Source organism: Nonomuraea fuscirosea (assembly GCF_035917475.1).
Lineage (GTDB): Bacteria > Actinomycetota > Actinomycetes > Streptosporangiales > Streptosporangiaceae > Nonomuraea > Nonomuraea fuscirosea.
On record NZ_CP109074.1, the window covers coordinates 6,388,626 to 6,401,512 of the forward strand.

Below are 12,887 nucleotides of genomic sequence, written 5' to 3' on the forward strand. Positions count from 1 at the left end.
CTGGACCGTCTCCGGCTTACCATCACGCCCGTGACACCCCCCGCAGAACCACCTGTGAGACCGTTCGTCACACCCTGCCTGGGACCGCCCCTCAGACCTCGCGTGGGACCGCCCGTCAGACCTCGCGTGGGACCGCCCGTCAGGCCCCGTGTGGGACCGTCGGTGGCGCCCATCGCGTCCGTGACCCGTTCGCGCTCGTGAAGCGGGTCCTCGCTCTCGTCCTCGCGCTCGTGGTGCACCTGCTGACGCTGGCGTTCGTCGCGCTGGGCGCGTGGGCCATCGCGCGGGCGCCCGGCTTCATCTGGTCGTGGCTGTTCGGCGGCGCCTGCCTGGCGATCGGCTGGGCGCTGCGGCCGCGCCTGGGCGCGCTGCCCGCCGACACCAAGGTGCTCGACCGCGCGGCGGCCGGGCAGCTGTACGCGGTCGCGGACCGGGTCGCCGAACGGATCGGGGTCCCGCGGCCCGCGAAGGTGGCGATCAGGGACCTGGCCACGCGGACCGCCTACGACCGTGTCGGGCTGGCGCGCACCCCCGTCCTCGTCATCGGGTTGCCGCTGTGGCTGGCGCTGCCGCCGAAGCAGCGGGTGGCGCTGCTGGCGGCGGCGTACGCGCGGCTGCCGACGGGCGGCGAGCGGGTGGTGAGCGAGGCGCTGGCCACGCTGGAGTCCTGGCGGGACGCGCTGCTGGGGTCCTCAGGGCCGCTGCGGGTCAGGGACGAGGCGCAGACGAAGATCGCGGCCTCGTCGCTGGGGGCCATGGACCATCCCGGCACCACGTACGAGGTGGCGGGCGCGTTCGGCCGCCTGATCGGGCGGGTGCTCGGCGGCCCGGTGCTGCTGATCCGGTACGCGCTGACCCGCCTGGTCAAGGCCGGCGAAGCCCGTACGCTGGCCAGGCAGCGGGCGCGGGCCCTGCGCGCCGTCTCCGAGCGGGATCTGGACGAGCTGGAGGAGCTGGCTGCGGGCGCCGGTTACCTGGCGCCCATGCAGGCGGCGGCGTTGCGCGGCGAGAGCGTGGCGTCGATCAGGCAGAGCGCGCTGGCCAGGTTCCGGCTCACCGACGACGGCGTGCTCGACTCTCCCCCGCACTCCGAGCTGCTCGGCACCCGCGACTCCGGGCGGATCGACGAGGAGCTGCTGGCCCACTACACCCGGGCGATCGGCGGCTTCGGCCTCATCGGATCCCTGTGACGCCGGGCCGGGAAAGGTCGGATGAAAGGGTGAATTCCGACCCTGGATCCGGCCGCCGCCTCAGGAGACGTAAGCTGTGAAGGTGACCGTTGCCCCTGAAGGCCGAAAGCTCCTCCGCCTGGAGGTGCGTAACGCCGAAACCCCGATCGAGCGCAAGCCCCCGTGGATCAAGACCAAGCTGAAGACGGGCCCCGAATACACCGAGCTGAAATCGCTCGTGCGCCGGGAGGGCCTGCACACGGTCTGTGAAGAGGCGGGCTGTCCGAATATCTACGAGTGCTGGGAAGATCGCGAGGCGACCTTCCTCATCGGCGGCGACCAGTGCACCCGCCGCTGCGACTTCTGCCAGATCGACACGGGCAAGCCGAAGGAATACGACCGCGACGAGCCGCGCCGGGTGGCCGAGTCCGTCCAGCAGATGGGCCTGAAGTACGCGACCGTGACCGGCGTGGCCCGCGACGACCTCCCCGACGGCGGAGCCTGGCTCTACGCCGAGACCGCGCGCCAGATCCACGCGCTGCTGCCCGGCTGCGGCGTCGAGCTGCTGGTCCCCGACTTCAACGGCAACCGCGACCAGCTGGAGGAGGTCTTCTCCAGCAAGCCCGAGGTGTTCGCGCACAACGTCGAGACCGTGCCGCGGATCTTCAAGCGCATCCGGCCGGCGTTCCGCTACGAGCGCTCGCTCGGTGTGATCACCACGGCCCGTGAGGCCGGGCTGGTCACCAAGTCCAACCTGATCCTGGGCATGGGCGAGACGCGCGAAGAGATCTCCGAGGCCATGCGCGACCTCCACGAGGCCGGCACCGACCTGCTGACGATCACGCAATACCTGCGGCCGACGCCGCGCCACCACCCGGTGGAGCGGTGGGTCAAGCCGGAGGAGTTCGTCGAGCTGCAGGCCGAGGCCGAGGCCATCGGGTTCGCCGGGGTCCTGTCCGGGCCGCTGGTGCGCTCGTCCTACCGGGCCGGACGGCTCTACCAGCAGGCCATCGAGGCCCGCCAGACCGCCTGACCGCACACGAACAGCCCCGGGGCCGGTTCCCCGGGGCTTCTTCGTGCCTGCGGGCTTTTCCCCGTGTACGGCGGGGCGTTCCCGGATGTCGGCGTTCCCGGACGTCGCGGGTCTCGTTGCGGCGGGCGGACGGTCTCCGGAGTGCGGCGGGTTTAGCCGTTCCGGAGTGTCGGGGGGCGTCGTTAGCATGGGCAGCCCAGCCGACGGAGGGCGCGCGATGGCCGTTCTGATCCGCACGAGTGACCTGCCCGCCGAGCGTCGGCACGACGCCTGGCGGAGCATCGTCTGCGACACGCTCGGCCCGCTCGACCTGCGCATCGACGCCGGCGCGCCGCTCCGGGGCGAGATCGGGTTCGGCCGGCTCGGCGCCGTGGGCGTCGGCCGGATCCACACCTCCACCCCGCACAGCGTGCACCGCACCCCCGGCCTGATCCGCCGCGACAACCCCGACCACTACCGGGTGGTGCTCGCCCTCGACGGCAGCCCGCGCCTTGAGCAGGACGGCCGCAGGACGGTGCTCGGCCGGGGCGAGTTCGCGATCTACGACTTCACCCGCCCCTACGAGCTGGGCTACGACGCCGAGGTGCGGCTGGCGGTGTTCAGCTTCCCGCGCGACCAGCTCGCCCTGCCGATCGACGCGGTGGCCGAGCTCGCCGCGCTGCCGATCGGAGCCGAGACGGGCGCCGCCGCGCTGGCCGTGCCGCTGCTGCGCCGGGTGGCGCTCGACCACGAGACCTACCGCTCCGCCAGCGCGGCGCGGCTGTCGAGCGTGGTGACGGACGTGGTCGGCGCGGCCGTCGCTGAACGTCTCGACCAGGAGCGCGCCCTGCCGGACGACTCCCGGCAGCGCACCTTGTTGCTGCGGGTGCGTGCCTTCATCGAGCAGCGCCTGGGCGAGGCCGACCTCGATCCGGCGGTGATCGCGGCCGCCCATCACATCTCCGTGCGTTACCTGCACCGGCTGTTCGAGTCGGAGGACACGACGGTGGCCGGGTGGATCCGGCAGCGCCGGCTCGAACGCTGCCGGGCCGACCTGATGGCGGGCGGCGGCCAGTCCGTCAGTGCGGTGGGGGCTCGGTGGGGGTTACCGGATTCGGCGCATTTCAGCAGGTTGTTCCGGCGGGCGTACGGGATGCCACCCGCCGAGTTCCGGCGCACGCACGCAGCGCCCCACGAACCCGCCGGCCTGGTGCGCTGATCTCATGCGCCCGGCCCGGTGCGCTCGACCCGTGCCCTGATCCCCATGCGCAGGACCCGTGCGCTGAACGTCAATCGCCCTGGCGCTCAGGTGCAAGACCGGTGGGGGCCGTGCGCAGGAGACTGGAGGTGTTCCGCAGACGAGAAGGGATCCGGAGATGCAGCTCTTCGTCAACCTACCGGTCAAGGACCTCGACCGGTCGAAGAAGTTCTTCACCGAGCTGGGCTTCACCCTGTTCGGCATGGCCGACGACATGGCCTCGGTGGTCATCAGCGACGAGACGCAGGTGATGCTGCTGGCCGAGCCGACGTTCGCCACGTACACCACCAAGCAGGTCGCCGACTCGGGCAGCAGCACGGAGGCGATCCTGGTGCTGGGGCTGGAGAACCCGGCGCAGGTGGACGAGCTGGTGGACAAGGCGCTGGCGGCCGGCGCCACCCCGGCGGGCGTCAAGCAGGAGGCGGGATTCCGCTACCAGCGCGGCTTCGCCGACCTCGACGGTCACCACTGGGAGGCGCTGTGCCTGGTTCAGCCGGCCGGGTGAAGTCGGCGGACGGCACCGTCCTCGCGTTCGACCGCCGTGGCGAGGGGCCGGCGGTGGTGCTGGTGCAGGGGGCGTTCGCGGACCGGCGGCATCCGCTGATGACCGCGATCGCGGACGGCCTGGCCCGGTGGTTCACGGTGTACTCCTACGACCGGCGAGGGCGCGGGGACAGCGGTGACACCGCGCCGTACGCGGTGGAGCGGGAGATCGAGGACCTCGCGGCGGTCATCGACGCGGCGATCGGCGCACCCGACCGAGCGCCGGACGGTCTCGCGGGCCACTCCACGGACAGCGGTCTCGCGGCCCACTTCACGGACGGCGCTGCCGGCGACTCCATGGGCGGCTCTGCGGGCCACTCCACGGGCGCCGCTCGGGGCGACTCCTTGGGCGACGCTGCGGGCGATTCATTGGGCGGCTCCACGGGCGGTTCTGCGAGCGGGGCCGGTGGGTCGGTCATGGTGTTCGGGGGGTCGTCGGGGGCGGCGCTGGCGCTTGAGGCGGCGGTGGTCAATCCGGCGATCGCCAAGCTGGCCGTGTGGGAGCCGCCGTACCACGTGGACGACGGCGCGCCCGCGCTTCCGCTCGACTTCGCGCGGCGGCTCGACGCGCTGGTCGGTGCGGGCAGGCGCGGCGAGGCGGTGGAGCGGTTCATGGTGGAGGCGGCGGAGGTGCCGCCCGCCGACGTGGCCGCGATGCGCTCGCACGCGTTCTGGGCCCAGGCCGAGGCCATGGCCCGGACGCTGGTCTACGAGGCCGAGGTGCTCGGCCCGGGCAACGCGCTGCCGGCCGCGCGGCTGGCCGGGATCAGGCGACCCACGCTCGTGCTCAACGGGGCGCTGAGCCCGCGCTGGATGGCTAACGCGGGCGCGGCGGTCGCGGGGGCGATCCCGGGCGCCGTACGGCGGGTGCTGGAGGGCCAGGCGCACAACGTGGCCCCCGAGGCGCTGGTGCCGGAGGTCCTGGAGTTCTTCGTGGCGGCGTGACGGTGCCACGGCGCCATCGAGGGCGCGGTGCCATCGGGGGCGCGGCGCCGCGGTGCGGGGCTTATCCACGATCCTGCGCGCGCCCGTCGGAAGCGCGGCGCGGGCGCCGTCCGCGCGCGGGCCCATCGGGGGCGCGGCGCGGGTCCCGTCCACGACCCTGTACCGGCCCATCGGGGGTGCGGCGCGGACGCCGTCCGCGACCCTGCACCGGCCCATCGCGGAAAGCGAACGGTCTTCGGCGGGCAGCAATGGTGAAGATGTAATCACAACGGGCAAACGGCCGGGGCGCGTTTTCCCTCCTGCACCAGTTGGTTTGTATCCTTCTGAGCATGGCAAAGTCCGAGGATCCAGAGAAGCCGGGGCGTCTCAAGCAGCTCCGCATGGTCGCGCAGATCATCAAGCAGGCCAATCCCAAGGGGATGCCGATCGTCTTCCTTTCGGCGGTGGGCACGCTGGCTGTGGTCGTCGTGATCGGCCTGGTCACGGACTACCTGTGGTATTCGGTGTTCATCGGCGTCCTGGCCGCGTTCACGGTCGGCCTGGTGGTGTTCGGGCAGCTGGCGCAGAAGGCCCAATACTCGATCCTGCACGGCCAGACCGGCGCGGCGGCGGCCGTGCTGCAGGGCATGCGCGGCAACTGGCAGGTCACCCCGGCCATCGCGGTCAACCGTGACCAGGACATCGTCCACCTCGTGGTCGGCTATCCCGGTGTGGTGCTGGTGTCCGAGGGGCCGGGCAACCGGGTGGCGAAGATGCTGACGGCCGAGAAGAAGCGCATCTCGCGGGTGGCGCTGGGCATCGAGATCTACGACATCCAGTGCGGCGACGGTGACGGGCAGGTGCCGCTCGGCAAGCTGCAGCGGCACATCATGAAGCTGCCGCGCAACCTGAAGAAGCCGTCGGTCAACGAGGTGAAGGACCGGCTGCGTTCGCTGCCGCGCAACATGCCGATGCCCAAGGGCCCGATGCCCAAGGGCGCCCGCATGCCGCGCGGCCCCAAGATGCGCTAGTGCTGTCGCCCTCGTCGCGGGCCAACCGCGGCTGGTGGGACGGCAACGCCGACGACTACCAGGTCGAGCACGGTGGTTTCCTGCGTGACAGCGGCTTCGTCTGGGGTCCCGAGGGCCTCGACGAGGCCGCGGCGGGCCTGCTCGGCGAGGTGCGCGGGCGGCGGGTGCTGGAGATCGGCTGCGGCGCGGCCCAGTGCGCGCGGTGGCTGGTGTCGCGGGGGGCGCGGGTGGCGGCGTTCGACATCTCCCACCGCCAGCTGCGTCACTCCCAGCGTCTCGACGACGCGACCGGCCTGCGGGTCCCGGTGGTGCAGGCCGACGCCGAGTCGCTGCCGTTCGGGGCGGCGAGCTTCGACGTGGCCTGCTCCGCGTACGGCGCGCTGCCGTTCGTGGCCGATCCGCTGGCCGTCTTCCGCGAGGTGCGCAGGGTGCTGCGGCCGGGGGGCCGGTTCGTGTTCTCGGTGAGTCATCCGATCCGGTGGGCCTTCCCCGACGATCCCGGGCCGCGCGGGCTGACCTCCGACCGTTCCTACTTCGATCGCGGCCCGTACGAGGAGCGCGACGAGCACGGCACGCTGACCTACGTCGAGCACCATCGCACGATGGGCGACTGGGTGGGGCTGCTGGCGGCGTCGGGCCTGACGATCACCGGGCTGCTGGAGCCCGAGTGGCCCGAGGGCCATGAGGGGGTGTGGGGCGGGTGGAGCCCGCTGCGCGGCCGTCACCTGCCGGGCACGGCCATCTTCAGCTGCGCGAATACCTAGCGGCCATGGTGCCGAAGACCTTCTTCGGCGTCCAGGCGCCGTCGTCGTCCAGTCTGATCACGCCGTACGAGCCGAGGTCGGCCCCGCCGGTGCGGTTGTAGGCCGCGAAGGTGAACCACAGGGCGGTATCAACGCCCTCCCGCTCGAAGACGTCCATCAGCTCGGTGAAGTAGCGGACCTGCTCGTCCTCGTCGCGCACGGCGCCGTCGGGCACCGCCCAGGCCATGCCGCCCCGCTCCCCCGCGCCCTGGTAGGCGCAGGTGCCGAACTCGGTGACGGCGACCGGCTTGCCGTGCTTGAACTGGGCGCGCAGCTCGTCGGTGAAGTCGTGGGCGTTGTGGGCGGCGCGGTAGGCGTCGACGCCGACGATGTCGTACGGGGCCCAGTCGATCGGCTCCCACGGGCCGGAGGCGTAGGTCAGCCGCCCGCCGAACAGCGGCCGCACGCTCTCGGCCACCCGCGCCATGTAGCCGCTGAAGCGCGGCATGACCTGCATGAGCGTGGTCCACCACGCCATGTCGCCCGAGACCATCGCCTGGAGCCGGTCGCGGTAGCCCTCGCCTTCGATGAACCCCCGGCAGAACGCGGTGAGCTCGCAGCCGGTGACCAGCACGACCTCGGCGCCGGAGCGGCGCAGGGCCTCGGCGCGGGCGGCGGAGTCGGCGAAGACCGCCAGCGTCTCGTCCTCGGTGAGGTCGACGGGGAACGGGGCGAACCACACCTCCAGCCCCTGGGCGGCGGCGTGCTCGGCGGCCACGGTGATGCGGGCGGGGTCGCCGCCGGAGATCCTGACGGTGTCGCAGTGGAGTTCGGTGGCGATCAGCCGCATCTCGCGGGCGACGGTGTCCGGGTCGAAGACCTTGCGGGAGTTGTCCTCCCCCGGCAGGATCCCAACGTCATAGTTGATCCCCTTTTTCACGACATTTCTCCTTTTAGCATGGAAAAGCCGTACTCAAGGAGGTCGAAGGCCAGCTCGACCTCATCGCCGAGCAGCCGCCCGGCCTCCTCCAGCGGGACGCCCGTGGCGAGCCGGTGGAAGAACGCCTCCTGCAGCGTGGTGACGGCGGCGGTGATCTGCGCGGCCATGAGCCGGGGCGCCAGGCCGCGCTCCGGCAGCGCCTCGGCGAGCGCGCACGCCAGCTCCTCGCGCTGGCTCATGTGCGCCTGCTGGACCCCCGCGAGCAGCGCCGGACTGGACGAGATCACCCGGATCCTGGTGAGCAGCCCTTCGACGTCCATCTCGCCCTGGTCCTGCCGGCCCATCAGCCGGTAGTGCTCGCGCAGGGCCTGGAGCGGCGGGCGATCGCCGCGCCCGGCCACGATCGCGGCCGTGTCCTCCTTGACCCCGTCGAGCACCAGGGAGTCCTTGGACGGGAAGTACGCGAACAGCGTGACCTTGGCGACCCCCGCCGCCTCGGCGACCTCATTGACGGTCACGGCGTCGTAGCCGCGCTCGTCGAACAGCCGCAGCGCCACCTCGGCGATCCGCCGCCTGGCCTGCTCCTTCTTCCGCTCCCTGAGCCCTGCCATCATCATGCGGACAGCGTAAACCATACCGGGTACATTTTTGAACCCGGTATGGTTTCCTGGATGAGGGTCACATGCGGACGACCATCGTGTTGGACACACGATCGTGCACCCCGCGGTGGTCGCGGTCCCAGATCAGGGCGGGCACGGCCAGGCACAGCAGCACCGTACGCACGAGCACGGGCAGCAGCCGCGGATCACCGCCGTCCATCGCGGCGACCCTGACGCCCATCAGCCGATGGCCGAACGTCTGGCCCATGAACGCGATGAGCAGCAGGTATTGCACGGCGAAGACGGCCACCGGCGCCCACGGCGACTCGGCCGGGTTGATCCTCAGCAGCAACTGCACGACCACCCACGTACAGATCATCCAGTCGATCACGAGCGCGCCGATGCGGCGCCCCCAGCCCGCCACCGATCCGCTGCCCTCCTGGGGCAGCCCCAGGCGCTCGCCCGGGTATCCGAGATCGACCCCGGCGGCGCGCACTCCGCCCAGCCAGGTCTGCGTCCACCGAGGCTCGTTGCCGCTCATGCCCTCAACGTTATCCGGCCGGGAACCCGGTCCGGATCGTGACCCAACCGCGTCACGACGCCGCCAGAATGTACGCCATGCCACACGGGGATGATCTTGACCAGCGCTTCAACGATCTGGTCTCGCAGATGGACGCCGACGAACAGCGCCGGATGCGCTCGTCGGCCAAGAAGGGCGCCAAGAGCGCGCGGAGTGCCTCGAACGAGGACAAGGAACGCTTACGCGAGGCGGGCCGGCTCCGCCGCGACGCCGGGCGGGCCGGCTGGGACGCGACGCCACCGCCGCCACGACGCCGCAGGGCCGGGCGGGCCTGGCTGGCGGGGGCCGCCATCACGGTGACGCTGGCCGCCGCCGCCGTTGTCGTCACCATGCGGCCCGATCTGTTCGCGCCCTCGGGTCCGCTGCCCGGCGACACGTTCGAGCTGGCGCCGGTGGACGTGACGCGCCCGTTCGCCGGATCGCCCGCGGACAAGTACGCCGACGGAGCGGCCGGTTTCACGCTGCCCGAGGCCGAGGCGATCGGCGGGCTGACGAAGAAGGACGTCGCCACGGGGCTCGATCGCGCGCGTGAGCTGCTGGCCGCGGCCTACCTCGACAAGAAGACCGTGCTGGGCGGCAAGCCGGAGGCCTTCGCCAAGCTGCTGCACCGCGACCAGCGCGGCTGGTTCCGCGAGAACCTGACGGACAAGAAGTACGCCACCCGCTACATGGTGCACAGCTTCGCCCCCGGCTCCGTCGAGCTCACCACCGACGTGATCAAGGTGAACGGCCGGGCCACCCTGGGCACGTTCAAGGAGAAGGAGCTGCGCGGGGCGAGCGTCAAGCTCAACTACCTCGTCGTCTACGCGGTGCACCAGCCCGGCCGGCCGCTCACCATGATGAGGGTCGTCGCGCACGTGACCGGCGAGATCCAGCTGTTCCGCCAGGAGGGCCGGCTCGTCACCTGGGTGGAGGATCTGGGCGCCGCCACCGCGCCGGCGCGCTGCGACACGGACGACGGTTTCGTCCATCCCTATTTCGACGATTCCGCGCCCGACTCGGTCAAGGCCACGGGGAAGCCCAAGGACCCGTACGCGCTGGACCAGCCGGAATCGGACGAGTGCACGACGACCGACCCCACGTGACGCCGCGTAACACGTGCGAAACAATCGAGACACCATACGGAAACGGCCACGTCCTAGCGTCGGCATGATGGCCAGTCCCCAGGGAGGTTCGAGAGTGTTCAACTCCGCCGACGACGTCCTGAAGTTCATCAGTGACGAAGGGGTGCAGTTCGTCGATGTCAGGTTCACCGACCTGCCGGGGACGACGCACCACTTCACCTTCCCGGTAGAGAACTTCAGCGCGAGCGTCTTCACCGACGGACTCATGTTCGACGGCTCGTCGATCCGCGGATTCCAGGCGATCCACGAGTCCGACATGCTCCTGCTGCCCGACCCGACGAGCGCCGTGGTCGATCCGTTCCGCCAGCACAAGACGCTCAACATCAACTTCTTCGTGCACGACCCGCTGACCGGCGAGGCCTACAGCCGCGACCCGCGCAACGTCGCCCGCAAGGCCGAGGAATACCTCAAGGGCACGGGCATCGCCGACACGGTCTACTTCGGCCCCGAGGCCGAGTTCTACATCTTCGACGACGTGCGCTTCGAGACGAAGCAGAACGCCGGCTACTACTACATCGACTCCATCGAGGGCGCCTGGAACACCGGCAAGGCGACCGAGGGCGGCAACCTGGGCTACAAGCCGCGCTACAAGGGCGGCTACTTCCCGGTCCCGCCGATGGACCACTTCACCGACCTGCGCTCGGAGATGGTGCGCAACCTCATCGAGGCCGGCATCGAGGTCGAGATGCAGCACCACGAGGTCGGCACGGCCGGGCAGGCCGAGATCGACTTCAAGTTCGGCACGCTGCTCAAGACCGCCGACAACCTGATGCTGTACAAGTACGTCATCAAGAGCACGGCGCTCGAATACGGCCACACGGTCACGTTCATGCCCAAGCCGATCTTCGGTGACAACGGCTCCGGCATGCACTGCCACCAGTCGCTGTGGAAGGACGGCTCGCCGCTCTTCTACGACGAGGTCGGCTACGCGGGCCTGTCCGACACGGCCCGCTACTACATCGGCGGCCTGCTCAAGCATGCCCCGTCGCTGCTGGCCTTCACCAACCCGACGGTCAACAGCTACCATCGCCTGGTCCCCGGCTACGAGGCCCCGGTCAACCTGGTCTACTCCCAGCGCAACCGCTCGGCGTGCGTCCGCATCCCGATCACGGGCTCCAACCCGAAGGCCAAGCGCATCGAGTTCCGCGTCCCGGACCCGTCGTGCAACCCGTACTTCGCGTTCTCGGCGATGCTGATGGCCGGCATCGACGGCATCCGCAACAAGATCGAGCCGCCGGAGCCGGTCGACAAGGACCTCTACGAGCTTCCGCCGGAGGAGGCCCGCCAGGTCCCGCAGGTCCCCGGCTCGCTCACCGACGTGCTCAACGCGCTCGAGGCCGACCACGACTACCTCCTCGAGGGCGGCGTGTTCACGCCCGACCTGATCGAGACGTGGATCGCGTACAAGCGGGAGAACGAGGTCGACCCGATCCGGCTGCGCCCGCACCCGCACGAGTTCGAGCTCTACTACGACGTGTGACAGCGGGTCTCCCGGCCTCGGCGATTCTCCGTGAAACGACGCTGAGCTGGGAGATCCTGGCGTCACCTGTCGCTGTTCTCCGTCGCTGAGCGACGTCGGCCGGACAGAGGCGGAACAGAACGGCCCGGCACCGTACATCGGTGCCGGGCCGTCTGCGCTGGTGACAGGGCCCGGGATGCGAGTCGGCGGGCGATTCGCTGACGGCACCGTCCAGTGACCGCCTGGTGGGGTCAGGTGGCCGCGGGCGTACGGGAGCGGCGGGTGGACAGGGCGTACGCGGCGCAGGTCAGTGCCGTCAGGGCGGCCGCGAGCAGCAGGGGACGTCCGGCGACGCCCATGACCGCCACCCCCAGGGTGGCGCCGACCTGGCGGAAGGCGTTCAGCACGCCGCCCGCGGTGCCGGCCGTGCCGGGCGGCGCGCTGCCGATGATTCCGGTCATCAGGGCAGGCAGGGCGAACGACAGGCCGAAGCCCATGACGACGAGCCATGGCGCCGGTGGGCCGGTGAGCGCCGCGCCGGTCAGGCCGGCGGCGATGAGGGCGAGACCGGCGAGAATGGGCGGGCGGGGACCGTAGCGGGCCACCAGCCGGCCGGTGAGCAGCGGGTTGACCGTCATGGGCAGCGTGAGCGGCAGGAACGCCAGCCCGGCGGCCATGGGGCTCAGGTGGCGGGTCTCCTGCAGCAGCAGCGTCAGCACGAACAGGGCGCCGGAGAAGGCGAAGTTCGCCACCGTGCCCGCCAGCAGTTGGGGCCAGGTGGCGGCGAGCAGGCCGCCGGGCAGAGCGGGGGCGTGGCTGCGCCGCTCCGCGAGCACCAGGACGGCGAGGACGGCGGCGGCTGCCAGGCCGGCCATGGGCGCGGCGTCGATGAGGGCCTCGGCGACCAGGCCCAGGAAGGCGCAGGCGAGGACCTGGACCCGCCAGTCGATCAGCCGGTGGCCGCGCGGCGAGGCGGCCCCGCGCATGGCGAGCAGGCTGATCAGCGCGATGGGCGGGTTGAGCAGGAAGACGGCGCGCCAGCCGTACAGGTCGACGAGGATCCCGCCGAGCAGCGGCCCGGCGGCGAGTGCGGTGCCGGTGATGGCGGCCCACAGGCCGGTGGCGCGGGCCCGGGCGGCGGGCTCAGGGAACATCTCGGCGAGCAGGCCGAGCGAGCCACCGGTACAGAGCGCGGCCGCCACTCCGAGCAGGGCACGCAGGCCGATCAGCGGGCCCAGGCCGGGCGCGGCGGCGCTGAGCAGGGAGATCACCCCGAAGGCGGTCACGCCGAGCTTGAAGATCCGCGCCGCGCCGTACCGGTCGGCGACCGCGCCACCGGCGAGCAGGCAGGCGGCGAAGGCGACGGTGTAGGCGTTCACCGCCCACTGCTGGCCGGCCAGCGAGCCGCCGAGCGAGGCGCGCAGGTCGGGCAGCGCGATCGTCAGGGCGGTGGTGTCGAGGATCACCAGGAAGTAGGCGAGGGAGAAACCGAACATGCCCCTCAG

13 protein-coding genes are annotated in these 12,887 nt (G+C 71.3%); 9 read left to right on the forward strand and 4 right to left on the reverse strand.

Annotated features, from left to right (window positions below):
- The first annotated feature begins 197 nt into the window (after nt 1–197).
- From OIE67_RS29175 to OIE67_RS29205, 7 genes are all read left to right on the forward strand, one after another.
- A complete protein-coding gene (locus OIE67_RS29175; RefSeq protein ID WP_326626401.1) occupies nt 198–1,190 on the forward strand; it encodes a M48 family metalloprotease in 993 nt (330 codons plus the stop codon).
- A gap of 82 nt (nt 1,191–1,272) precedes the next feature.
- Nucleotides 1,273–2,202 (forward strand): lipoyl synthase, encoded by a 930-nt coding sequence (gene lipA, locus OIE67_RS29180; protein WP_106242817.1) that lies wholly within the window; start codon nt 1,273–1,275, stop codon nt 2,200–2,202.
- A gap of 217 nt (nt 2,203–2,419) precedes the next feature.
- On the forward strand, nt 2,420–3,400 hold the full coding sequence (locus OIE67_RS29185; RefSeq protein WP_326626405.1) for an AraC-like ligand-binding domain-containing protein: 981 nt from the start codon (nt 2,420–2,422) through the stop codon (nt 3,398–3,400).
- A gap of 157 nt (nt 3,401–3,557) precedes the next feature.
- Nucleotides 3,558–3,944: a VOC family protein gene (locus OIE67_RS29190; RefSeq protein WP_326626407.1), complete on the forward strand. Its 387-nt coding sequence runs from the start codon at nt 3,558–3,560 to the stop codon at nt 3,942–3,944.
- Nucleotides 3,920–4,927 (forward strand): alpha/beta fold hydrolase, encoded by a 1,008-nt coding sequence (locus OIE67_RS29195; protein ID WP_326626409.1) that lies wholly within the window; start codon nt 3,920–3,922, stop codon nt 4,925–4,927. Before OIE67_RS29190 ends, OIE67_RS29195 begins: the two co-directional genes overlap by 25 nt.
- 329 nt (nt 4,928–5,256) lie before the next feature.
- Entirely contained in the window at nt 5,257–5,937 is a 681-nt protein-coding gene (locus OIE67_RS29200) for a DUF4191 domain-containing protein (RefSeq protein ID WP_326626411.1), read from the forward strand.
- Entirely contained in the window at nt 5,937–6,701 is a 765-nt protein-coding gene (locus OIE67_RS29205; protein WP_326626412.1) for a class I SAM-dependent methyltransferase, read from the forward strand. The genes OIE67_RS29200 and OIE67_RS29205 overlap by 1 nt, the downstream gene beginning before the upstream one ends.
- Here OIE67_RS29205 and OIE67_RS29210 read toward each other — a convergent pair.
- From OIE67_RS29210 to OIE67_RS29220, 3 genes are all read right to left on the reverse strand, one after another.
- A complete protein-coding gene (locus tag OIE67_RS29210; RefSeq protein WP_326626414.1) occupies nt 6,682–7,620 on the reverse strand; it encodes a hypothetical protein in 939 nt (312 codons plus the stop codon). The genes OIE67_RS29205 and OIE67_RS29210 overlap by 20 nt on opposite strands.
- The gene (locus tag OIE67_RS29215; protein ID WP_326626416.1) at nt 7,617–8,237 is read right to left on the reverse strand and encodes a TetR/AcrR family transcriptional regulator; all 621 of its coding nucleotides are present in this window, start codon (nt 8,235–8,237) and stop codon (nt 7,617–7,619) included. The genes OIE67_RS29210 and OIE67_RS29215 overlap by 4 nt, the downstream gene beginning before the upstream one ends.
- 61 nt (nt 8,238–8,298) lie before the next feature.
- Nucleotides 8,299–8,760 (reverse strand): RDD family protein, encoded by a 462-nt coding sequence (locus OIE67_RS29220; protein WP_326626418.1) that lies wholly within the window; start codon nt 8,758–8,760, stop codon nt 8,299–8,301.
- 77 nt (nt 8,761–8,837) lie between these two features.
- On the opposite strand from OIE67_RS29220, the gene OIE67_RS29225 reads away from it, so the two are divergent.
- Together OIE67_RS29225 and glnA are read left to right on the forward strand one after the other, a co-directional pair.
- Nucleotides 8,838–9,884, forward strand: coding sequence for a hypothetical protein (locus OIE67_RS29225; protein WP_326626420.1), 1,047 nt, complete (start codon nt 8,838–8,840; stop codon nt 9,882–9,884).
- Between the two features lie 94 nt (nt 9,885–9,978).
- Nucleotides 9,979–11,403 carry a type I glutamate--ammonia ligase gene (gene glnA, locus OIE67_RS29230; RefSeq protein ID WP_106242596.1) on the forward strand — a complete coding sequence of 475 codons (1,425 nt, stop codon included), beginning with the start codon at nt 9,979–9,981 and terminating at the stop codon, nt 11,401–11,403.
- Between the two features lie 230 nt (nt 11,404–11,633).
- Here the strand turns inward: glnA and OIE67_RS29235 are convergent, their stop codons facing one another.
- Nucleotides 11,634–12,878, reverse strand: coding sequence for an MFS transporter (locus tag OIE67_RS29235; RefSeq protein WP_326626424.1), 1,245 nt, complete (start codon nt 12,876–12,878; stop codon nt 11,634–11,636).
- Nucleotides 12,879–12,887 lie beyond the last annotated feature (9 nt).

Excerpts from the sequence above, each read along its gene's own strand:
- OIE67_RS29185 (WP_326626405.1), top strand. The coding sequence starts at position 2,420 with ATGGCCGTTCTGATCCGCACGAGTGACCTGCCCGCCGAGCGTCGGCAC.
- OIE67_RS29190 (WP_326626407.1), top strand. The coding sequence starts at position 3,558 with ATGCAGCTCTTCGTCAACCTACCGGTCAAGGACCTCGACCGGTCGAAG.
- OIE67_RS29200 (WP_326626411.1), top strand. The coding sequence starts at position 5,257 with ATGGCAAAGTCCGAGGATCCAGAGAAGCCGGGGCGTCTCAAGCAGCTC.
- OIE67_RS29215 (WP_326626416.1), bottom strand. The coding sequence starts at position 8,237 with ATGATGATGGCAGGGCTCAGGGAGCGGAAGAAGGAGCAGGCCAGGCGG.
- OIE67_RS29220 (WP_326626418.1), bottom strand. The coding sequence starts at position 8,760 with ATGAGCGGCAACGAGCCTCGGTGGACGCAGACCTGGCTGGGCGGAGTG.
- OIE67_RS29225 (WP_326626420.1), top strand. The coding sequence starts at position 8,838 with ATGCCACACGGGGATGATCTTGACCAGCGCTTCAACGATCTGGTCTCG.
- OIE67_RS29235 (WP_326626424.1), bottom strand. The coding sequence starts at position 12,878 with ATGTTCGGTTTCTCCCTCGCCTACTTCCTGGTGATCCTCGACACCACC.